We start from the raw sequence: 21535 nt of genomic DNA on the forward strand, positions 1-21535 counted from the left end.
ACTTGCGGAACACATATGGAACATATAGTGTATGTTCTGGATTTGTTTCAATCACGAGGTCACAACGTCGATGCTCACGCGCAAACAACAGGAGCTTCTCCTTTTCATTCATGAGCGCATGAAGGAATCCGGCGTTCCGCCATCTTTCGACGAAATGAAGGATGCCCTGGATCTCGCTTCCAAGTCCGGGATTCACCGGCTGATTACGGCGCTGGAGGAGCGTGGCTTCATTCGCCGCCTACCGAACCGCGCCCGTGCGCTCGAGGTCATCAAGCTTCCGGAGGCCTACAGCCCCAGCATCCAGCCCCGGCGCGGCTTTTCGCCGAGCGTCATCGAGGGCAGCCTCGGCAAACCTCAGCCGGTCGCCGCCCCCGCTCCCGCAAAACCCGTCGCCGACAACGGCAACTCGGTCTCCGTGCCGGTCATGGGCCGAATCGCTGCCGGTGTGCCGATCTCGGCGATCCAGAACAACACCCACGACATCGTCGTTCCGGCCGACATGCTCGGTTCCGGTGAACATTATGCGCTGGAGGTCAAGGGCGATTCGATGATCGACGCCGGCATCTTCGACGGCGACACCGTGATCATCCGCAACGGCAGCACTGCAAGTCCTGGCGACATCGTCGTTGCTCTCGTCGACGACGAGGAAGCGACACTGAAGCGCTTCCGCCGCAAGGGCGCCTCGATCGCGCTGGAGGCCGCCAACCCGGCTTACGAGACCCGGATTTTCGGGCCGGACCGTGTCAAGGTTCAGGGTAAACTCGTCGGCCTCATTCGCCGCTATCACTGACATTGGCTAGGCTCGATTCGGTAAAGCTGTTGCTGCGCCAGTCATAGGCGCGATGGCGCATCCATGGCCGCGACAATGCATCGAATGCGGTTGCGACCTCCAGGCCGGCGTCCGTGAAGCGCAACTCGATGGATCCGGTCCTGCGCAGCGTCTCACCGGTGAAGAGCGTCGCACCCGAGCGGCAGCTGTTGAAGCGAAGGCGGACCGAGGTCACGACGATATCGGCCGCGTCGCATGCCGGACCGAGATAGGCGGCATTGTCGATGACAGCAACCACCTGACCATTGGCGAGCCTTGATGTGCACCAGGCCTTCTTGACGCAGGAAAAGCGGTTTGCGTCACCGCCCGCTGTGGCCGCCCGCATCGCGGTCCTTGCTTCGTTCTGCTGATCGCGGGAAAGCCTGACGCGGCGGTCTTCTCCTACCGGCGGGATAGCAGGACCATCCAGCATCTTCGGCGGATCATGCCTCGGCAGGACCAGCGCTCTCTGCCACTGGTCGAAGATGAAATCCGGCGGTCTTTCACGGTTGGACGCCATGGCCGCCGCCTCGACGATTGCGACGAGACTGCCATCCTCCGAAATCACCAAATCCGGCGGACGGGGACCCGGCAGAAGCAGCAGGATGAGCGTTGCGACCGCGATGATCGATGTGCCGACATGGCGCAACCGGGTGCGGAGCAGCGTCAGCAGCAGAAAGCCTGCCACGGCGACGGCGAAATACCAGGCGGGCAAGCGGCCGACGTCTATATTGCCATCCCAGCCGGACACCGTCTTTGCGACCGCGATCACCAGATCGAGGCCGAATCCCACCACCTTCCAAGGCAAAACGTCCAGGCCGAAAGGCATGAGCAGCATCGCCAGCAGGCCGGCCGGCATGATGATGAAGGAGATGATCGGCATTGTCGCGAGGTTTGCCGGCAGGCCGTAGGCGGTCAGGCGATGAAAATGCTCGATCGAAAACAGCGCGGTGGAAAAACCGCCGATCAGCGAGGTCAGGAAGATGCCGCCGAAGAAGCCCGCAACCGTAACGAATGGCCTGATGATCGGCAGCTTCAGGAAGGCGTTTTCGCGGACGCGCCGGTCCTTCCACAGCTGATAGCCCGAGACCAGCGCCAATGTCGCTGCAAAAGACATCTGGAAGCTCGGACCCAAAACCTCGGACGGCGAAATGACGATGATGACGAGCGCGGAGAGAGCGACATTGCGCAGGCTGATCGACGGCCGGTCGAAGAAGACGGCAACCAACATGATGGCCATCATGATGAAGGCGCGTTCGGCAGAGACCGCAAAGCCCGAAATCAGGAAATAGGCGGTGACAGCGATGAGCGCGCCGGCGGCAGCGATCTTCTTCGTCGGGTAGGCCTCAGCAATGCCGGGAAAGAGGCTGAGCAGCATCCGGAAGCCGACGAAGAAGATGCCGGCCGACAGCGCCATGTTGAGGCCGGAGATGGCGATGATATGAGCCAGACCGGACTGGCGCAGCGCCTCCGTCGTTTCATTCGAGATGGCACGCCGCTCGTCCGTCACCAGAGCAGCGGCGAAAGCGCCGGTGTCGCCGGGCAGGATCGACCTTATGCGGTCACCAATGCCGCTGCGCAGCCGGTAGAGCCCTTCGAGCAGCGTTTCAGCCGTCGATCTGGCAGCCTGGGGACCAGCCTGCGCATCGACCTTCGTCGGTGCACCGTAGAAGAAGCCGTTGGCGCCGATGCCATCGAAATAGGCACCGAAGGAGAAGTCGTTGAGTTCGGGAAGTGCCGGACCTGCCGGCGGCGTCAGCCGCGCCCTGCCGGTAATGATATCGCCGATCTCGAAGGCCGCGTCCGCGCCGCGGGCGATGGCGGTGATGCGTTCCGGCCGCCGCTTCAGCTCCGGTGCCTTAGTGCCGGTGACCGCAAGAATGTAGCGCCACCGCCCGCGACCATCGCCTTCGCGCCGCTCGACACGGCCGGTCACCGTGGTCGTCACTGATGAATCGAGGATCACGGTCGAAGCCCGCCGGCTCTCGAACTGCGCCGTGACCATGCCGCAGACCACGAGCGAGAGCGCCAGCAGCGTTGCCCGCACTGCCGCCCGGCTGCGGCTGGCGATGAGAACCGCCACTGTCACCGCCGACAGGCAGAGCAGTGATGCAACGAGGGGAAAATCCGATGCCGCGAGAAACCAGACGGCTGACCCAGCGCCGAGGAAGACCGGCGAAAACAGCAGCAGGCGGCCATGGTCCGCCTCTTCGCCCAGCATGCGCATGCCGGCACGCAGCACTTGCGAGGCTGCGGCCGGCAGCCGGTGGCGCAATGGTGTCGCCGACTGCGTCCGTGTCGGTCGCGTCACCACGACAGGTGGTGAAAAACTGGAGGAGTCGGCAAGGCCTTCGCCTGCTTCCGGCCGCAATTCGACTGTCGTCAACTCCTGCATGAACCGCCCAAGCCCGGCTGCGAAGGCGGCCAGAATGCAACCTCCAATCAAATCCGGCAAGAATAATCGATTGAAATATGAGGGAAAATCGCGAGCGCCAAAAGACCAGTCGAATCATCAGCTTCCGATATGCGTGCGGCTCATCGCTGCAGTGCCTAAAAGGTGATACCGCAATGCACAAAATGCCATCACGGTAACTTGGCATTAGCTTCGCGATCATATAGCTATCGGTGAGGACGCTTAACCCCTATGGCGCTTTTATGGCGCCACCGCCATTTCGGAGGATCAGCATGACGGATCAAAGCGCTACAATAAAAATCGGTGACAAGTCTGTCGACCTTGCTGTCAAAAGCGGCACGATCGGCCCGAGCGTCATCGATATCGGTGCCCTCTACAAGAACACGGCTTCCTTCACCTACGATCCGGGTTTTACATCGACCGCATCCTGTGAATCGAAAATCACCTACATCGACGGCGACGAAGGTGTCCTGCTGCATCGCGGCTATCCGATCGAGCAGCTCGCCGAGCACGGCGACTTCCTCGAAGTCTGCTACCTCCTGCTTTACGGCGAACTGCCGACCACCGTGCAGAAGAAGGATTTCGATTACCGCGTCACGCACCACACCATGGTGCACGAGCAGATGAGCCGCTTCTTCACCGGCTTCCGCCGCGATGCGCATCCGATGGCCGTCATGTGCGGCTGCGTCGGCGCGCTGTCGGCCTTCTATCACGACTCCACCGACATCACCGATCCGCACCAGCGCATGGTCGCCAGCCTGCGCATGATCGCCAAGATGCCGACGCTTGCCGCCATGGCCTACAAATACCATATCGGCCAGCCCTTCGTTTATCCGAAGAACGACCTCGACTACGCCTCGAACTTCCTGCGCATGTGCTTTGCCGTGCCTTGCGAGGAATATGTGGTCAATCCGGTGCTTGCCCGCGCCATGGACCGCATCTTCATCCTGCATGCCGATCATGAGCAGAACGCCTCGACCTCGACCGTCCGTCTCGCCGGTTCGTCGGGCGCCAACCCGTTCGCCTGCATCGCCGCCGGCATCGCCTGCCTCTGGGGGCCTGCGCATGGCGGCGCCAACGAAGCGGCGCTCAACATGCTGAACGAAATCGGCACGGTCGATCGTATTCCGGAATATGTCGCCCGCGCCAAGGACAAGAACGATCCGTTCCGCCTGATGGGCTTCGGTCACCGCGTCTACAAGAACTACGATCCGCGCGCCAAGATCATGCAGAAGACGACGCATGAAGTGCTCGGCGAACTCGGCATCAAGGACGATCCGTTGCTCGAAGTGGCGATGGAGCTGGAGCGTATCGCGCTCACCGACGAATATTTCATCGAGAAGAAGCTCTATCCGAACATCGACTTCTATTCCGGCATCACGCTGAAGGCGCTGGGCTTCCCCACGACCATGTTCACCGTGCTCTTCGCGCTTGCCCGCACCGTCGGCTGGATCGCGCAGTGGAACGAGATGATCGAGGATCCGGAACAGCGCATCGGCCGTCCGCGCCAGCTCTATGTCGGCGAACCGAAGCGCGATTACATCCCGGTTTCGAAGCGCTGATCGCTTCCAAAGAACCCAAAAGAAAACCCGGTCAGAAACGACCGGGTTTTTTCTTTTTCAGCACGTCGAGAAGGATCTCGGCGGCATGCTCGCCGGGCGGTGTTTCGGTCTGCATGCGTTGCCAGACGAGATCGTAGCCCTCGTTCATCGCCTTCAATTGGAACGTGTCGGCCGACAGCCGCTCCATCCAGCGCGCCAGGCTGGCGCCGCGGACGATCTCGTTCAGATATTCCGGCACGACGGCATAATCGGCGATGATATTGGGCAATGCGCCCGTCCACACCTTAATGCGCCGGGCGAGCAGGCGGATAATCCAATCCGTCTTGTAAACGGACACCGTCGGCACGCCGGCAAGGGCGAGTTCGAGGATCACCGTGCCGGAAGCTGCCATCGCCGCATCCGCCTCGGCAAAGGCCTTCCATTTCTGCGTCGGCCCGACCGCCACCTCCGGCGGCGTGGCCCAGCCGGCGACGAGCCCCTTCACCAGCGCTTCGTTGTGCGGCACGGTCGGCAGCAGGAAGCGCATCGGGCCGTTGCGGGCAACAAGTTCCTTGGCCGCATCCTCGAAGAACGGAAGCAGTTTAGCGATTTCGGAGGATCTTGATCCAGGAAGCATCAGGATCGCCTTGCCCGCTCCCTCGACGGGTGCGCGCATGGCGCGCTGCCGCCGCGCTTCGAGCAGCGCCGGATCGGCGGTCAGGCGATGGCCAACATAGGTGGTCTCAGGCCCGCCGAGCGCACGCATTGTTGCCGGCTCGAAGGGCAGGACGGCGAGCACATGATCGACATAGGCGAGCATGCGCGTGGCGCGATATTCCTTCCAGGCCCAGACGCTCGGACAGACATAATTGACAACCGGCAGATCGGGCAGCGCGGCGCGGACACGCTTGGCGACGCGATGGGTAAAATCCGGGCTGTCGATGATAAGAAGAATATCCGGCCTTGCGGCGATGATGGCAGCCGTCGTCTGGCGGATCAGGGTATAGAGCTTTGGCAGCCGGCTCAGCACCTGGGTGATGCCCATGATCGACAGCTCGGAGAAATCGAACAGGGATCGCAAGCCTTCGGCCTGCAGCCCCTCGCCGCCGACGCCGACGAGCTCCACCGGTCCGCTATGAATTCGCTTCAAGGCGGCGATGAGATCGGCACCGAGCAGATCCCCCGACACCTCGCCGGCAATGACGGCGATCTTCAACGGCGCCCCGTTCATTCAAGCCCCCATGCCGGCAGGCCGCGATCGATGCCACAAACGAAGAGCCCAGCCTCATCGGCGGCTTTGATGACGGCGGCGCGATCGAGCACCAGCGAGCGGCCGGCCTCGACGGCGACGCCGGCAAGGCCGGCTTTCCTTGCGTTCAGGACCGTGGAAACGCCGATCGCCGGCAGGTCGGCGCGGATATCCTGCTGCGGCTTGCAGAGTTTGACGAGTGCGCCACGGCGGCGCGGCGAGATGCGCCCGGCGGCTCTAAGATCCGCGACACGCTCCAGCATCTCGTCCGTGCCCTCAAGACCCTCCAGCGCGACGATACGCCCGCCGATGGCGACGGCGCCCTGCCCGACATCGAGCCGGCCGAGCATTTCGGCGGCTTCCGCCGCGCGGTTGATATCGCGCCGGTCTTCTTCGCCCGGTATCGCCGTGCCGAGCGGGCCGACGGCGGCAAGAAGGTCGGGGGCGATCTCATGGGCACCGACGACACGCCGGCCGTTTCCCTCGATCAGCCGGATCACCATCTGCAGCACCCTATCGTCGCCGCCGGACAGTAAGGTGCGGATCGTGGCCGGCATCTTCATCAGAGTGCGCAGCGTCGGGCGCACCTCGCGCCATTCCGGCCGACGCCGCACGCTGCCGGACATGACGACACGGCCGATGCCGTAGCGGTTCAAGAGGCCCTCGAGAGCTGCAAAATCGCCGACGCCGATGACGGCATGATCATACCCTTCCCAGCGCCGGTCGCTTTCGTCCTTCAGCGCGACGATGACGGGATTTTCGCCCGCCGCGCGCGCAGCTTCGGCGACATAGGAAGGCAGAAGGCCGCCGCCGGCGATGATCGCCAGCCGGCCCGCAGCGGTATCGCCGGAAAGAGTCACGGACTAGCCCTTCTGCCCCCGGGTTGGCGAGGACAAGGCGCGGTCGCTGTCGGCGGCGATGAAGTCGAGGATGTGGACCGCCTGCTCGCAATCAGCATATTCTTCGCGGATGGCGGCGGCGTTTTCGCGGACGGAGCCCGGTCCTTCGAAGATCGACTTGTAGGCGCGGCGCACCCTGTGAATGACGGCGCGGTCGACGCCGGCGCGCGTCATGCCGACGACGTTGAGGCCGCTCAGCAGCCCGGGATTGCCGTTCAGCATGCCGTAGGGAATGACGTCGTAACTGACTGCCGAGAGCCCGCCGACGAAGGCCTGACGGCCGACGCGGGTGAACTGGTGAACGGCCGAGCCGCCGCCCAGGATGACGCGATCTTCGATGACGACATGGCCGGCGAGCATGACGTTGTTCGACATGATCACATGGTTGCCCACCCGGCAGTCATGCGCGACATGCGAATTGGCAAGGAAGAGATTGTTGTCGCCGACGATCGTCTGGCCGCCGAAATCGGCCGTGCCGGTATTCATCGTCACGCCTTCGCGGATCGTGCAGTTGGCGCCGACCGTCAGCGTCGTCTCCTCGCCGCCGTGATGCACGCTCTGCGGATCGCCGCCAACGACCGCCATCGGGAAGATGCGTGTGCCCTTGCCGACCACGGTGCGGCCGGTCACGACTGCATGCGACAAAAGCTCGACATTCGCATGCAGGACGACGTGCGACCCGACATGGCAGAAGGGACCGATCTTGACGCCCTCACCGATGGTCGCGCCGTCTTCGACGACAGCCATCGGATGAATGCGAGCGCTTTCGGCGATAGTGCTCATGCCTGATCCTTACGAACGATCATCGCGCCGATATCGGCTTCGGCGACAAGTGCGCCGTCGACCTTGGCGTCGCAATGGAATTTCCAGATATTGCCGCGCTGCTTGTGCTTCCTGACATGGAATTCAACACGATCGCCGGGTACGACGGGCTTGCGGAAGCGCGCATTCTCGATGGTCATGAAATAGACGAGGTTGCCTGGCTGGCCATCCTTCTTGGCACAGATCGCACCCGCGGTCTGGGCCATGCCCTCGATCAAGAGAACGCCGGGCATGATCGGAGATTCCGGAAAATGACCGGTGAAATGCGGTTCGTTCACCGTGACGTTCTTGATGCCGATCGCCGTGTTGTCGCCGTCAATCTCGATGATCTTGTCGACCATGAGAAACGGGTAGCGATGCGGCAGCAGTTTCATGATCTCGATGATGTCAGCCGAAGAAAGCGTTGTCGTGGCTTCCTCAGTCATTTTGCTTGCCTCCAGGTTTCGTCCCGCGCAGCTTCGTCCTTGACATCTGTTGCGCGACATCTCTCAGATAGTCATTCAGCGGACGCCCAGGTGTACCACCATATTGTCCGCCGGCGGCAAGATCGGTCATGATACCGCTTTGGGCGGCGATCTGGACCCCGTCACCGATCGTCACATGCCCCTTGATACCGACCTGGCCGCCGATCTGAACGCCATTGCCGATCTTCGCGCTGCCGGCGATGCCGACCTGCGCAACGATGGCGCAATGGCGGCCGATCTGAACGTTGTGGCCGATCTGTACCTGGTTGTCGATCTTGGTGCCTTCGCCGATGACCGTATCGTCCATGGTGCCACGGTCGATCGAGGTGTTGGCGCCGATCTCGACATTATCCTGGATGATCACTCGGCCGATCTGGACGATCTTGATCATGCCGCGCGGGCCCGGCGCATAACCGAAACCATCCTGGCCGATGCGGGCGCCGTTGTGGATGATGACGCCATTGCCGAGCAGCGCGCAGAGTATGCTGGCGCCGGCCGCAATCGAACAATCCCGGCCAATCTTGACATTCGGACCGATGATGCTGTGGGCGCCGATGCGCGTCCCTTCGCCGATCTCGGCATGCGCTCCGATGACGGCCATCGGCTCGACGATCACGCCCTTTTCAAGCTTGGCGCTCGGATCGATCACCGCACTTGGCGCGATATCGCTTTCACCGGAAAAGACGACCGGGCGCAATGCCGCGGGATAAAACAGGCCGCCCGCCATCGCGAAAGCCGCATGTGGATTGGACGACAGGATGACCGGGATATGGGGGGGTACGAGATTGACGAGCGCCTTGTCGCAGATCACTGCCGAGGCTTCGCATGTCGCCAGTTCATCGCGGTTACGACGCGACAGGATATAACAGACATCGCCCGCCCGGGCCCGGCTGATGGGGGCAACGGACCTGACGATAACATCGGCATGGTCGGAATTGGCGAGTTCCGCCCCAAGAAACTCTGCCAGCTCAGCGAGCTTCAGACCTTCATGGGGCAGAAAAAAAACGTTTTGCTCCATCGGCAATGCTCCAGAACGGAATTGAGTCTTACAGTTCCGGACTGCCGATATCAGAATTGGTTGTTGATGCCAAACTTGAAGTTCTGCGTCTTGTCGAAGTCTTCCTTGAGGACCGGGATCGCGTAATCCAGACGCAATGCACCGAACGGAGACTGCCAGACGACGCCGACACCGACGGAGGCGCGCAGCGAAGCGCTGGTACCGTCGGCCTGGTCTGACCCAAGAAGCTCGACGTCATTGCCGAACAGCGTACCGGCATCGGCAAAGACTGCGCCGCGCAGGTTGAAGTCACGCGGGAAGCCCGGCATCGGGAAGGTCGCTTCTGCAGACGCCGTGAAATAGGTCGTGCCACCGAGCGGGTCATCATTATCCCCGCGGATGCGCGGGCCGATACCCTTGTTCTCGAAGCCGCGAATATCGCCGTTGGTCAGCGTGAACTGGTCGAAAACGTTCAGATGATCGCCCAAGGGGACGACATAACCAGCCGAAGCGGAGACCGAGCCGATGATATCGGCATCGTCAGCGAGCAAGTGGTAATAACGGGCCTTGCCGTAGATCTTGTAGAACTGCGAGTCGCCGCCGAGGCCGGCAAGTTCATGCGTCGCCGTCGCATAGATGCCTTCACGCGGCAGGACGGTGTCGTCAAGCGTGTTGTAGGTCAGCGTCTGCGAGACGGAAGAGCGTGTCCACGGGCTCTCGTCGACCAGATTAGCGTAGGTCGCCGAAAGATCAGAGGTATCGCCGTCATACTTCATCTGCTTGTAGTTATAGCGGAAGGTCGTCGCCAGATCTTCGGTGATCGGCGCAGTCACACGCAGGACGACGCTGGTTTCCTCGTAGTCGTAGTCGTCGTTGCTCGACGTTTCGCTGCGGTTGACGTCGAAGCCTGCCGCCAGACGGTAGCCGAGGAAGTAGGGTTCGGTGAAGCTGACGCCGTAGGCGCGCGAGCCTTCCTGGCCGCCACCGGCCGAGATGCGGATGTACTGACCACGGCCGAGGAAGTTCTTTTCCTCGATCGAGGCTTCGAGCAGCAGACCGTCGCCGCCGGCGGCATAACCCGCGCCGACACCGAACGAACCGGTCGACTGATCCTGCACGTCGACGACCACCACGACGCGGTCCGGCGAGCTGCCCGGCTGGGTGGAAATGTTGACCGAGGAGAAGTAACCGAGCGCTTCGAGGCGACGCTTGGCCTTGGTGATCATCTGCTGATTGAAGGCGTCGCCTTCGCTCATGTCGAATTCGCGGCGAATGACGTAGTCGCGCGTGCGGCTGTTGCCGCGGATCTCGATGCGCTCGACATAGGCGCGCTCGCCCTGGTCGACCAGATATTCGACACCGATCGTGTTGTTGTTGAGGTCGCGGTTACCGCGCGGCGTGACGCGCGCAAAAGGATAACCGGCTGACGCCACCTGATCGGAGATCGCCTCGATCGACTTCTGCACTTCCTTGGCGTTGTAGACCTGGCCTTCGCGGGTGCGCACCAGCGGCTGCAGCTGCTCTGAGCCGACGCCTTCGACGGTCGACTGGACGGTCACCGGTCCGAAGTCGTAACGCTGGCCTTCCTCGATGTTGAAGGTGAGCGTGTATTTGTTGGTCGCGTCGTCGAAGGTGGCATCGGAAGAGACGATGCGCATGTCGGCATAGCCGCGATTGTAATAGAACTGGCGCAGCGCTTCTTCGTCGGCGTGGAGCTTGTCTTCGTTGTAGACGTCCTTGCGGGTCAGGAACGACAGGAAGTTCGAACGCTTGGTGGCGATGACGGCAGCCAGGCGGCCGGCGCTGTAGGCATTGTTGCCAACAAAGTTGATCGAATCGATCTTGGTGCGGTCACCCTCGTTGATGACGAAGGCAAGGTTGACGCGGCCTTCGCCGAGCGGCACCACCTGCGTCGTGACCTCGACCTCGCTGCGGCCGGTGGCAGCATAAGCTTCCTTGATCGACTGGATGTCGGCCTGGATCTGGGTGTCGCTGTAGGGACCGGCAGCGTGGGTCTGGACGATCGTCGCGAGCTTGTCGTCCTTGATCTTCCGGTTGCCGTTGAAGACGACCTGATTGACGAGCTGGGCTTCCTGAACGTTGACGACGAGCGTGCTGCCGGAGACCGAGATCTTGACGTCGGAGAAGTAACCCGTGCCGTAGAGCTGCTTGACCGAGGCATCGATATCGCTGTTCGAAAAACTCTTTCCAGGAGCGATGGTGAGGTTCGACCGGACGGCTTCCGCGCCGACACGGCTTGCGCCGCGCACATCGATGCGCTGGATGACCGCGGCCTCAGCGGCCGTAGCGGAAACAAACGTCACAGCACCTGCGCCCGAAGCAACAACACCAGCAGACAGCGCAACCGCCGATACTGCGTTCAAAAACTTTGAACCAGCCTTCATTTCACCCATTACCTTTTGTTTCCCTCGTTCCCGGCCTCAGGAAACCCCGATTCCGGTCACGTGTGTCGTTTTACCCGCTTTTGACATACAAGCAAGGCAGGTCGTTAATTTCTGTTTACTTCATTTGCAAGCGTGACCCATTCGCCACTACAGCCTTGAAACATCGTAAATAAATAGTAATTAGCCTCGCCTTGCTCGTTTACCCTATCCACGAGCCAATGTCGTTCCAGGTCGTGAAAACCATCAATGTCAGTATCATCGCCAGGCCGATGCGAAATGCAATTTCCTGGGCCGAAGAGCCGAGCGGTTTCCCCCTCACCGCTTCCACCGCATAGAACATCAGGTGGCCGCCATCAAGTACCGGAACCGGCATCAGGTTAAGCAATCCTATCGAAACAGAAAGCACCGCCGCAAGCTGCAACACTGCGCCTATTCCAAGCGACGCCATCTGGCCCGAAGCTTGCGCCACGCGGATCGGCCCGCCCAATTGATCGGCGCGCATCGTTCCGCTGAAGATGTTGCCGATATATTTGAAGGTGCCGGTGACAATGTCGCGGGTCTCGATCACAGCCTCGCGCAGCGACTGCAGCGGCGTATAGGTCTTCAGGCGGAAGTTGCCGGCCTCCCGGCTAGTGACGATGCCGATCTGGCCGAGCTCGACCTTGTTGCCGAACTGGTCGGTCGTGTCTACGCGCTGCGGCACCATCGGCACATCAAGTTTCTGGCCGGCGCGCTCGATCGTCACGACGATCTTCTGGCTCGGGCGGATGCCGACATAGCGGCGCACGTCGTCGAAGGTCTCGACCTTGCCGCCATCGATGGCGACGAGAAGGTCGCCTGGAAGGATGCCGGCGGCAGCGGCAGCGCCGTCGGGCTTGACCTCGGCAACGACAGGATCGGCGATCGTGCGGCCATAGACCGAGAAAAGAATGGTGAAGATGGCGATCGCCAGCAGAAAATTGGCGATCGGGCCAGCCGCGACGGTTGCAGCGCGTTTCCACAGCTTGGCGCCGGCAAAGGAGCGAGCCCTGTCCTCCTCGGACATGGCGGCGATCTTGTCGGTGTCGGGCTTGCTCGAGGCATCCTCGTCGCCGAAGAATCGGACGTAGCCCCCAAGCGGGATCACCGAAATCTTCCAGCGCGTTCCGTGGCGGTCGGTGAAGCCGAAGATCTCCGGACCGAAACCGACGGAAAAGGCAAGGATGCGAATGCCGCTCCAGCGCCCCACGAGGTAGTGGCCCATCTCATGCACAAAGACGAGCAGTGACAGCACGAGGATGAAGGTAACGATGTTCCCCATCAGAAATGCGTATATGCCGCTCACCGTTTCCATAAGTCCCTTCCGTCAGACTGCCGCGTTGTCAGAGTCCGAACAATGCCGCGCCGAGCGACGTCATTCCGGCGCCCTTTATCAGGGAAAAAAGCCCAGCAAGCAAGAACGCCGAAAAACAGGCGAAAATCAGTCCGTCGACACGGTCCATGACGCCGCCATGACCCGGAATGAGACGGCTCGAATCCTTGACGCCGAATTTTCGCTTGATGAACGATTCGAAAAGATCGCCCGACTGGCTGCAAACCGAGAGAACGAGTGCCACGCCGGCGGCGATGATTTCAGCGCCCGGAAGGAGAAAATGGACGAGAACGACACCGGCTACGACCGCCGAAACGGCGCCGCCGATTGCACCCGACCAGGTCTTTCCGGGCGAGATCGAAGGGGCAAGCTTCGGCCCGCCAAGCGCCCTGCCGACGAAATAAGCAAGGATATCGGTTGCCCAGACGACGGCAAAGACGAAGAGCATGGCGTAAAGGCCAAGCCGGTCATCGCCTCTAATCGCGGCAAGCGCCAGGCCGGTGGCGCCGGCATAAAACAGGCCCACTGGCAACCAGCGGCTCGTGCCCTGCAGGATGATCAGGGCGATACCGACGGCGGTGACGCCGGCCAGCATGCCGGCGGCGAATTCGAAATTGCCGACAAGCACGAGAAAGGCAATCGCCGCCTCACCGATCCAGCCGACGGCATTGGCGACCCAATCCCGCGCGATGCCTGTCATTTTCGACCATTCATAGTAAATCAGCAGGCCGATCACGACCGCCAGGATACGGAAGGCAAGGCCGCCATACCAGGTGGCGGCAAGAACGATGGCCGCGAGAATCAGTCCTGAAACGATACGGAGCTTCAGTTCCTGCTGCATCAGGTGCCGACCGCGGCCGCCTGCGACGACAGGCCGCCGAAGCGCCGGTCACGAGAGGCGAATGTCTCGAGCGCCGAGCGGAAGATCTCGGGGCTGAAATCCGGCCAGTATTCCGGAAGGAAGATGAATTCCGAATAGGCGGCCTGCCAGAGAAGGAAGTTGGAAAGCCGCTCTTCGCCGCTGGTGCGGATAATGAGATCCGGATCGGGAATGCCGGCCGTGTCGAGACGGGCGTTGATCAGTGCCGGTGTAATATCCTGTGCTCTCAGGCGGCCGGCCTCGACGTCGCGGGCGAGGCTGACGACGGCGCGGGCGATCTCGTCGCGCGAACCGTAGTTGAAGGCGATGACGAGCGTCAGTGACGTGTTGTCCTTGGTCGTCTCCTCCGCCTCCAGCAAGAGGCCCAGAATATCGCTGCGCAGGCTGTGGCGGTCGCCGATCACCTTGATCCGCACGTTCTGGCGATGGAGTTCGGCGAGGTCGCGCCGGATGAAAGCCTTGAGCAGGCCGAGCAGATCGGAGACCTCGGCTTCGGGCCGGCGCCAGTTCTCCGAGGAGAAGGCAAAGAGGGTCAGATATTTTATGCCGGCCGCACCGGCGGCGCGGACTGTCTCGCGCACCGCCTCGACGCCCTTGCGATGGCCCATCGTGCGCGGCAGGCCACGCTGCTTGGCCCAACGGCCATTGCCATCCATGATGATGGCAACATGCTCTGGCACAGTTACAAATACAGATTCCGACATTTCCCGTCCGGTCTTTCCAGGCAAAGGCACAGATCCACTAGACCTGCATGATTTCCTTTTCCTTCTCGCCAAGCAAGCGGTCGATTTCGGAAATCGTCTCGTCCGTCATCTTCTGTACACGTTCCGACTGCGCCCGGCTCTCGTCCTGGCCGATGACGCCGTCTTTTTCGGCTTTCTTAAGGCCGTCCATGCCGTCCCGGCGGACATGGCGAATCGCCACCTTGCTCTTTTCGGCATAGTCGTGGGCCACCTTGACGAGCGACTTGCGGCGCTCCTCGTTCAGCTCCGGCAGCGGAATGCGCAGGTTCTGGCCGTCGATGATCGGGTTGAGGCCGAGATTGGATTCGCGAATGCCGCGCTCGACGGCGCTGACCATCGATTTGTCCCAGACGGAAACCGAGAGCATGCGCGGCTCGGGCACGGTGATGTTGGCGACCTGGTTCAGCGGCATGCGCGAACCATAGGCCTCGATCGTCACCGGGTCGAGGATGTTGGCCGAAGCACGGCCGGTGCGCAGCGATGCGATGTCGCTCTTGAATGCGGAAATCGCGCCGTCCATGCGGCGCTTCAGTTCCTTGATGTCGATACCTTCACTCATGTCGATGCTCCCGTCCAGAGCATGATGCCGAAAAGTGTCAGCGGTTTTCGGGCGACATCATGCTCTTACTATTTAATGTAGAACATGATTCAGCTTTCAGGCCAAACGGGCCTAAATCATCATGTTCTAGCGAGGGCTGCGCCGAAACCGCGGCGCAGCTTATATCAGTTGTCGGAGACGATGGTCTTGAGACCACCGCCCGTCAAGATTTCAGCAAAACCACCCTTCTCGTGGATCGAGAAGACGATGATCGGAATGGAATTCTCCCTGGCGAGCGCCACGGCGGCAACGTCCATCACCGCAAGCCCCCTGTCCAGCACTTCCTGGTGCGTCAGCCGGTCGAGGCGGGTCGCATCGGGATATTTCTTCGGGTCGGCTGTGTAGATGCCGTCCACCTGGGTGCCCTTGAAGATCGCTTCCGCACCCATTTCGGCGGCGCGGAGTGCTGCGGCGGAATCGGTGGTGAAGAAGGGGTTGCCGGTGCCGCCGGCAAAGATCACCACGCGGCCCATCGACAGATGATAAAGGGTTGCGCGCTGCGAAAAGCTCTCGCAGATCTCGGGCATGGAGATGGCCGAAAGCACCACCGTATCGATGTTCAGCTTGCGCAGCGAGGTCGCCAGCGCCAGCGCATTGATGATGGTGCCGAGCATGCCCATATGGTCGCCGGTGACCCGGTCGCCGCCCTTGGACGCCACCGCGACACCGCGGAAGATATTGCCGCCACCGACGACGACGCCGACTTCCACGCCCATATGCCGTGCCTCGGCGATGTCGGATGCAATGCGGTCCGCCACCGTCACATCGATCCCGAAACCCTGGCCACCCATGAGCGCTTCGCCGGAAGCCTTGAGTAGAACACGTTTATAGACAGGCTCTAAAGACATCTTGGCTCCTCGTAAATTGCCGTGAATGCCCGATACACGAAGGGCACCGCGTTGTCACGCGATGCCCTTCGTGTTTTCCCAATTATGGCTGGAAGATCAACCCTTGACGGCAGCCGCGACTTCGGCCGCGAAGTCGGTTTCTTCCTTTTCGACGCCTTCGCCGAGCAGCAGACGGGCCATGCCGGCAACCTCGATCGGCGCGCCGACGGCCTTTTCAGCTTCCTTGATGGCGGCGGCGACCGTCAGATCCGGATTGATGACGAAAGCCTGCGAGAGAAGGGCGACTTCCTCGAAGAACTTGCGCATGCGGCCGTCGACCATCTTTTCGATGATATTGTCCGGCTTGCCGGAAGCGCGCGACTGCTCGATGAAGACGTTGCGCTCGCGCTCGGCGACGGCGGCATCGACTTCTTCCGAGCGGATCGCCAACGGCGCGGTGGCGGCGATGTGCATGGCGACCTGGCGGCCGATGGCGTTCAGGGCTTCCTTGTCGCCGGTCGACTTCAGCGCGACGAGAACGCCGAGCTTGCCGAGGCCGTCGGAAACAGCATTGTGGATATAGGTGGCGACGACGCCGTCCTCGACCGAGAGAGCGACCGAACGGCGCAGGTTCATGTTCTCGCCGATCGTTGCGATCGCATCCTTGATCGTGTCGGAAACCGACTTGCCGGATGCCGGGTAGGTCGCAGCGGCAACGGCATCGACGGTGCCGTCCGTGGATACGGCGACCTTGGCGATGCCGCGGACGAGTTCCTGGAAGGCATCGTTACGGGCGACGAAGTCGGTTTCCGAATTGACTTCGACGACGACGGCCTTGGTGCCCTGGCTCGAAACGCCGATGAGGCCTTCGGCAGCGGTGCGGCCGGACTTCTTGTCGGCCTTGGCGATGCCCTTGGCGCGCAGCCAGTCGATCGCCGCTTCCATGTCGCCACCGGTTTCAGCAAGAGCCTTCTTGCAGTCCATCATGCCTGCGCCGGTCTTTTCGCGCAGTTCCTTCACCATTGCAGCCGTAATCTCGCTCATTAGCTTCCTCTTGTCGGTTCATACGGTGGGCCGCAAAGCGCGGCTCGGCACCGGATTGAGGCACGAAATGTACCTGTATGTATGACAGCGTGATGAAGACGCGTCATAACGAAACTTATCGGACGGAGAGCCTGATGCCCTCCCCTTGAAACAGGCAAGGCCGCCGAACTTCGATGAGTCGCGAGCGGCCTTTCCCAGTCTCTGCAAGCATTTGGCGGACCTTTTCGATCCGCCCGCCTTCATCAGCCTTCGGCTGCTTCCTCGAGAGCCGGCTCGACCGGAACTTCGGAGGATGCGCCGAGATCGCGGCCGGAAGAGCCCTGCTGGCGTGCGATGCCGTCGATGGCGGCGCGGGAGATCAGCTCGCAGTAAAGAGCGATCGCGCGCGATGCGTCGTCATTGCCCGGGATCGGATAGTCGATCAGGTCCGGATCGCAGTTCGAATCGATGATGGCGACAACCGGGATGCCGAGGCGCTTGGCTTCGTCGATCGCGATCTTTTCCTTGTTGGTGTCGATGATGAACATCAGGTCAGGCGTGCCGCCCATATCGCGGATACCGCCAAGAGCCTTGTCCAGCTTTTCGCGTTCGCGCTCGAGGTTCAGGCGTTCCTTCTTGGTGAAGCCCTGGGCTTCGCCGTTCAGGATCTCGTCGAGCTTGCGCAGACGCTGGATCGAGTTGGAGATCGTCTTCCAGTTCGTCATCATGCCGCCGAGCCAGCGCGAGTTGACGTAGTACTGGGCCGAGCGCTTGGCGCTGTCGGCAATGATCTCGGACGCCTGGCGCTTGGTGCCGACGAAGAGAACGCGGCCGCCGCGGGCAACGGTGTCGCTGACGACCTGAAGGGCGCGCGACAGCATCGGAACGGTTTGGGCCAGATCGATGATGTGAATGTTGTTGCGATCGCCGAAGATGTACGGCTTCATCTTCGGGTTCCAGCGATGCGTCTGGTGGCCGAAGTGGACGCCTGCCTCAAGAAGCTGGCGCATAGAAAAATCAGGCAATGCCATGCCTTGTTACTCCTTTTCCGGTTGAACCTCCGCAAGGCGAACAGCACCCTCTTCGAGGATGCCACCGGGCGGAACAGCCCGGATTTCTCCCGGACGATCCCATGCCTTACGTGTGGAATGCCGGTGCCCATACATTCGATTGGGCGCAAAAGCAAGGCTTATGCCGAAAAAACCTGACGGCTCAGCTTGCCAGCGTCGGCAGCAGCGACAGCATGACGCCAGCGTCGGGCATCGGCAGGATGGCATCGACCTCGGCCGGCAGCAGGGTGCCGATGGCGCTGTCGGCGTTGCCGGTGGCGGTCCCCAGCGGACCGCGGAAGCCGTGTCTCGTCCAGGCAAGCTCCTGGAGCTTCGGGCTCACCAGCGCTTCGATCAGCCGGTTGGCATTCTCGTCGACGACGATCAGCGGATGCGCCGAATAGACGGTCGGGCGCGGATAGAGCACCACCGGCTTTGCGCCGGCGCTCGCCTTGATGCGCTCCCAGCGTGCGGGATCGGCGAGGATCCATTCGACCAGCTGGTTTTCATAGCCAACGATCATCGGCTCGCCGCCAAGACCGCCTGCCAGATACTGGTCGAAAAGTTTGCCTGAGGACGGCGACTTGAAGCCCATGTTGCGGAAAATCGCCTGCACCTTGCCGCCGAAGGTGGCGAGATCGCCTGAAGTCGCGACATTGCCGCTGAACAAGCTGAGCACCAGGCCTGCGAACATGAAGCCGGAATTGGAGCGGTTGGGATCGGTCGAGACGATGCGGGCGCGGCCGTAGAGCGAATTGACGCCGAGTTTCGACCAGTCGGATCCGGCAAGGATCGCATCAAGCAAAGCCTTGAGGTCGAGCTGATGATGGCCTTCGTTCGTCACCGTCACCAATCCCGCTTTCATCAGTCCATCGACGACGGGCTGCCAGGAATAGACGACGATCGGCGTGTTCAGCACGACGCGGTCGTTGCGGATAGATATGCCGTTCTGCCTGGCGATATCGACCATGATCGAGGAGGACGGCCAGAGGAATTGCGGATGCTGCGACAGCAGCGCCTGTTCGCGGACCATCTCGACGGAACCGGCGACACGGCTGTTCACCGTCAATCCGTATCCGCCGAGCGCCCTGATGACGTCGGGGTCGGCCAGGAAGGCCTCCTTCTCGCCACCGACGAAGCCGAACAGCGTCGTGCGGCTGCCGAGCAGGCCCTGCAATCCCGGCCGATCCCGGACAGCGAAATAACCGCCGGTGCCGACGACGCCGGCTCCGAGCAGTCCCACTCCAAAGGCGCGACGAGAAAGGGCCATCAGCGTCCGATATCCTCTTTGAGCGATGCCTGGATGAGGCGCAGATCGGTGTCGAGTGTGCCGAGCTCCTCATCGACCAGGCTGTCGGCATAATGGACGAAGGCCTCTTCGAGCTTCACCAGCACGCTGCGCACTTCCTGCAGCTGCTTGGGGTCGGGAACGCGCTTCGCCTCGATGACGGCAAAACCTTCCGCCACCTCGGCGGCACGCGGCAGATAGTATGAGAGGAACCGCCGCACGGCATTGGCGCTTTCGGGCTTGGCCTCGACCCTGCGAAAGACATCGGCGGCGATTTCAGCGAGATGCCGGACTGCGGCTGCCATCTGACGATCGCTGATCGTGTCGGCGGCAGTCTCCAGCCTCTCAGCAAAGGGAACGGCGGCCTCCAGCAGGTCGCGGGCAAAGGCGACGCGTCCGCTGCCGATGCTCTTGATATCGAGGCCTTCGAACAGCCGGCGCGGCGCGAGTAGGATGACGAGGCCGGCAAAGACCAGAAGGGCGATGATGGCGGCGATCCAGAAGGGCATGCCGGCGGCAAAGCTCAAGAGCGGCACGGTGATTGCCGCAGCCAGTCCCGCCACGATCCAGTTGCCGTCATTGCCGAGCCAGTTGCGCATGCCTGTCCTAATTATAGCCTCGCGCGGTGCGGAAGGCGGTGGCGAGATCCGAACCGCCGTCGAACACGCGCGCCGAGGTCAGCTTGGCGAGACTGTCGAGCTGTGACTTGTCGGCATCGCCGAATGTGATGCCGAAGATCGGCACATGCGGCTCCATCGCGTTCCATTCGTTTGTGAAGGCCCGGCTTTGATCATCGGACTTGCCGTCGGTCATGATGACGATGGCAGGCAGATAAGTCGAGAGCTTGTCGGTTCGGGCAATCTGCTGCAGAGCCCGTTCGGCGCAGGCATACATGTTCGTGCCGCCATCGGCCTTCTGCCGGGAAATTTCGTTCAACAGCCCTTCCTGCTCCAGCGGATTTCCACTCGCCATGAAAGTGTTGCGCACACTGCCGTCGAAGGGAATGACGATGATCTGATCGGCGGGCGACCATTGCACCAGCACCTTGCTCGCCTCGTCGGGCGTCAACAGGAAACGCATCGCCTTCTGCAACTGGTCCTCGCCCTCCCCTTGCATCGAGCCGGAAAAATCGAGGCAGAGCGCGGTCAGCGACGGTTTGCGCAGGGCGGCCTGATAAAGGTTGAGCGCCTGACGGATGACGCCCGCCTCCGGCATGCGGATCGCCGTCACCAGCCGGGCGGGATCGAAATTCCAGCTTGGCTCCGGCTTTGCGGCAACGCCGGTCAGCGGAATGCGCCGGCCGGTATCGGCGATGCGCTGCTGCACGGGGGCCGAGCTCAGATAGGCGAGCAGATCGTTGAAAAAGGTCTGGACTTCAGGCCCGCGGCCATGATCGACGAAACCGATCGGCGAATCCGCCATGGCAACACCATCGGCCGGATAGATCGCGTAAAGCGGTTCCTGTGACAGGGCGGCGAGCTTGTCGTTGGTTTCCTTCAGCACCGCCTCGTAATTCCACATCGCGTCATAGACCGTGCCCTTGCCGGCCGATTCGACGTAGAGATCAGCAAGCCAGCCGGAAGAGCCGGAAGAGCGCACGACACCTGACAGCAGCGACCGGACGCTCTCCTGGACGTGTCTGTCGTCGAGATCGCCGGGTTCGATGACCGGCTTGTTGCCGAGCGCGCTCGACAGCATGGCAAGATATGCGCTGGCGCCCGAATTGGATTGTGTCGCCGAGGTCATCAGGAACTTCAGCGATCCGCTCTCGACGGCAGCGAGAATGTCCTTCATGAAGACGTCCTTGCCGATCCAGCCGAGCTGCTGCGCCTTCGACCTGCGTACGCCCAATACCACCGGCGTCTGGGCGATCGAGGTCAGGCTCTTGACGCGGCGCTTCGTGTCGAACATGTCGACCCAGACGCTGGAGGCCGGCCAGACCGCATCCTGCGCGACGCCCTGGTCACTCTGCAGCGCCAGGCCGATATCGAGCGTGCCTTCATATTTGAAGGTGCAGGTAGCGTTCTTCTGCTTGCAGAATTCCTCGACGATCGGCTGCAGAACGGTGTTCTCCGATCCCGATACGATCGAGAAGTCCGGCCCCTGGCCGAAGGGATTGCAACCGGCAAGGGGCAGAAGGGCAAGAAGTGCCAGGCCTGAAAGCAGTGCTCGCATCGT

Annotated in this window: 19 protein-coding genes; 2 read left to right on the top strand and 17 right to left on the bottom strand. The window is 61.7% G+C overall.

The genetic code is table 11. The annotated features are described in order from the left end of the window. Window positions 1-70 precede the first annotated feature (70 nt). Window positions 71-790, top strand: a complete 720-nt coding sequence (gene lexA, locus G9X67_RS13420) for a transcriptional repressor LexA (RefSeq protein ID WP_029873161.1) — start codon at window positions 71-73, stop codon at window positions 788-790. On the opposite strand, the gene G9X67_RS13425 is transcribed toward lexA, so the two are convergent. After that, window positions 771-3203: a ComEC/Rec2 family competence protein gene (locus tag G9X67_RS13425; RefSeq protein ID WP_171599051.1), complete on the bottom strand. Its 2433-nt coding sequence runs from the start codon at window positions 3201-3203 to the stop codon at window positions 771-773. The two genes, lexA and G9X67_RS13425, sit on opposite strands and share 20 nt — an antisense overlap. Window positions 3204-3493: 290 nt before the next feature. Here G9X67_RS13425 and gltA point away from each other — a divergent pair, with 290 nt between their 5' ends. Further along, entirely contained in the window at window positions 3494-4783 is a 1290-nt protein-coding gene (gltA, locus tag G9X67_RS13430; protein WP_003539304.1) for a citrate synthase, read from the top strand. A 31-nt stretch (window positions 4784-4814) separates the two neighbouring features. Here gltA and lpxB read toward each other — a convergent pair whose 3' ends face one another. From lpxB to G9X67_RS13510, 16 genes are all read right to left on the bottom strand, one after another. After that, window positions 4815-5993 (bottom strand): lipid-A-disaccharide synthase, encoded by a 1179-nt coding sequence (lpxB, locus tag G9X67_RS13435; RefSeq protein WP_171598841.1) that lies wholly within the window; start codon window positions 5991-5993, stop codon window positions 4815-4817. Continuing rightward, entirely contained in the window at window positions 5990-6871 is an 882-nt protein-coding gene (locus tag G9X67_RS13440; protein WP_062943640.1) for an LpxI family protein, read from the bottom strand. Before G9X67_RS13440 ends, lpxB begins: the two co-directional genes overlap by 4 nt. A 3-nt stretch (window positions 6872-6874) precedes the next feature. Next, the gene (lpxA, locus tag G9X67_RS13445; RefSeq protein ID WP_003559078.1) at window positions 6875-7693 is read right to left on the bottom strand and encodes an acyl-ACP--UDP-N-acetylglucosamine O-acyltransferase; all 819 of its coding nucleotides are present in this window, start codon (window positions 7691-7693) and stop codon (window positions 6875-6877) included. Beyond that, on the bottom strand, window positions 7690-8157 hold the full coding sequence (gene fabZ, locus G9X67_RS13450; RefSeq protein WP_003539296.1) for a 3-hydroxyacyl-ACP dehydratase FabZ: 468 nt from the start codon (window positions 8155-8157) through the stop codon (window positions 7690-7692). Before fabZ ends, lpxA begins: the two co-directional genes overlap by 4 nt. After that, on the bottom strand, window positions 8150-9214 hold the full coding sequence (gene lpxD / locus G9X67_RS13455; protein WP_171598842.1) for a UDP-3-O-(3-hydroxymyristoyl)glucosamine N-acyltransferase: 1065 nt from the start codon (window positions 9212-9214) through the stop codon (window positions 8150-8152). The genes fabZ and lpxD overlap by 8 nt, the downstream gene beginning before the upstream one ends. Window positions 9215-9264: 50 nt before the next feature. Next, entirely contained in the window at window positions 9265-11598 is a 2334-nt protein-coding gene (gene bamA / locus G9X67_RS13460; protein WP_171598843.1) for an outer membrane protein assembly factor BamA, read from the bottom strand. 199 nt (window positions 11599-11797) lie between these two features. Beyond that, window positions 11798-12931: an RIP metalloprotease RseP gene (gene rseP, locus G9X67_RS13465; protein WP_171598844.1), complete on the bottom strand. Its 1134-nt coding sequence runs from the start codon at window positions 12929-12931 to the stop codon at window positions 11798-11800. Window positions 12932-12959: 28 nt separating this feature from the next. Continuing rightward, complete coding sequence (locus G9X67_RS13470; RefSeq protein WP_171598845.1) at window positions 12960-13790, bottom strand: phosphatidate cytidylyltransferase; 831 nt, start codon at window positions 13788-13790, stop codon at window positions 12960-12962. Continuing rightward, window positions 13790-14533 (bottom strand): isoprenyl transferase, encoded by a 744-nt coding sequence (locus tag G9X67_RS13475; RefSeq protein WP_003539291.1) that lies wholly within the window; start codon window positions 14531-14533, stop codon window positions 13790-13792. The genes G9X67_RS13470 and G9X67_RS13475 overlap by 1 nt, the downstream gene beginning before the upstream one ends. A 37-nt stretch (window positions 14534-14570) precedes the next feature. After that, the gene (gene frr / locus G9X67_RS13480) at window positions 14571-15131 is read right to left on the bottom strand and encodes a ribosome recycling factor (protein WP_003559065.1); all 561 of its coding nucleotides are present in this window, start codon (window positions 15129-15131) and stop codon (window positions 14571-14573) included. 164 nt (window positions 15132-15295) lie between these two features. Continuing rightward, window positions 15296-16018: a UMP kinase gene (gene pyrH, locus G9X67_RS13485; protein ID WP_003539289.1), complete on the bottom strand. Its 723-nt coding sequence runs from the start codon at window positions 16016-16018 to the stop codon at window positions 15296-15298. A 96-nt stretch (window positions 16019-16114) separates the two neighbouring features. Then, window positions 16115-17041 carry a translation elongation factor Ts gene (tsf, locus tag G9X67_RS13490; RefSeq protein WP_171598846.1) on the bottom strand — a complete coding sequence of 309 codons (927 nt, stop codon included), beginning with the start codon at window positions 17039-17041 and terminating at the stop codon, window positions 16115-16117. A gap of 242 nt (window positions 17042-17283) precedes the next feature. Next, window positions 17284-18051 (bottom strand): 30S ribosomal protein S2, encoded by a 768-nt coding sequence (gene rpsB / locus G9X67_RS13495; RefSeq protein WP_003539287.1) that lies wholly within the window; start codon window positions 18049-18051, stop codon window positions 17284-17286. 181 nt (window positions 18052-18232) lie between these two features. Beyond that, entirely contained in the window at window positions 18233-19339 is a 1107-nt protein-coding gene (locus G9X67_RS13500; protein WP_171598847.1) for a substrate-binding domain-containing protein, read from the bottom strand. Next, a complete protein-coding gene (locus G9X67_RS13505; protein WP_171598848.1) occupies window positions 19339-19956 on the bottom strand; it encodes a 5-bromo-4-chloroindolyl phosphate hydrolysis family protein in 618 nt (205 codons plus the stop codon). The genes G9X67_RS13500 and G9X67_RS13505 overlap by 1 nt, the downstream gene beginning before the upstream one ends. A 7-nt stretch (window positions 19957-19963) precedes the next feature. Continuing rightward, a complete protein-coding gene (locus G9X67_RS13510; RefSeq protein ID WP_171599052.1) occupies window positions 19964-21532 on the bottom strand; it encodes a substrate-binding domain-containing protein in 1569 nt (522 codons plus the stop codon). Window positions 21533-21535 lie beyond the last annotated feature (3 nt).

The organism is Rhizobium sp. WYCCWR 11152, from assembly GCF_013087615.1.
GTDB classification, from domain to species: Bacteria; Pseudomonadota; Alphaproteobacteria; order Rhizobiales; family Rhizobiaceae; genus Rhizobium; species Rhizobium indicum.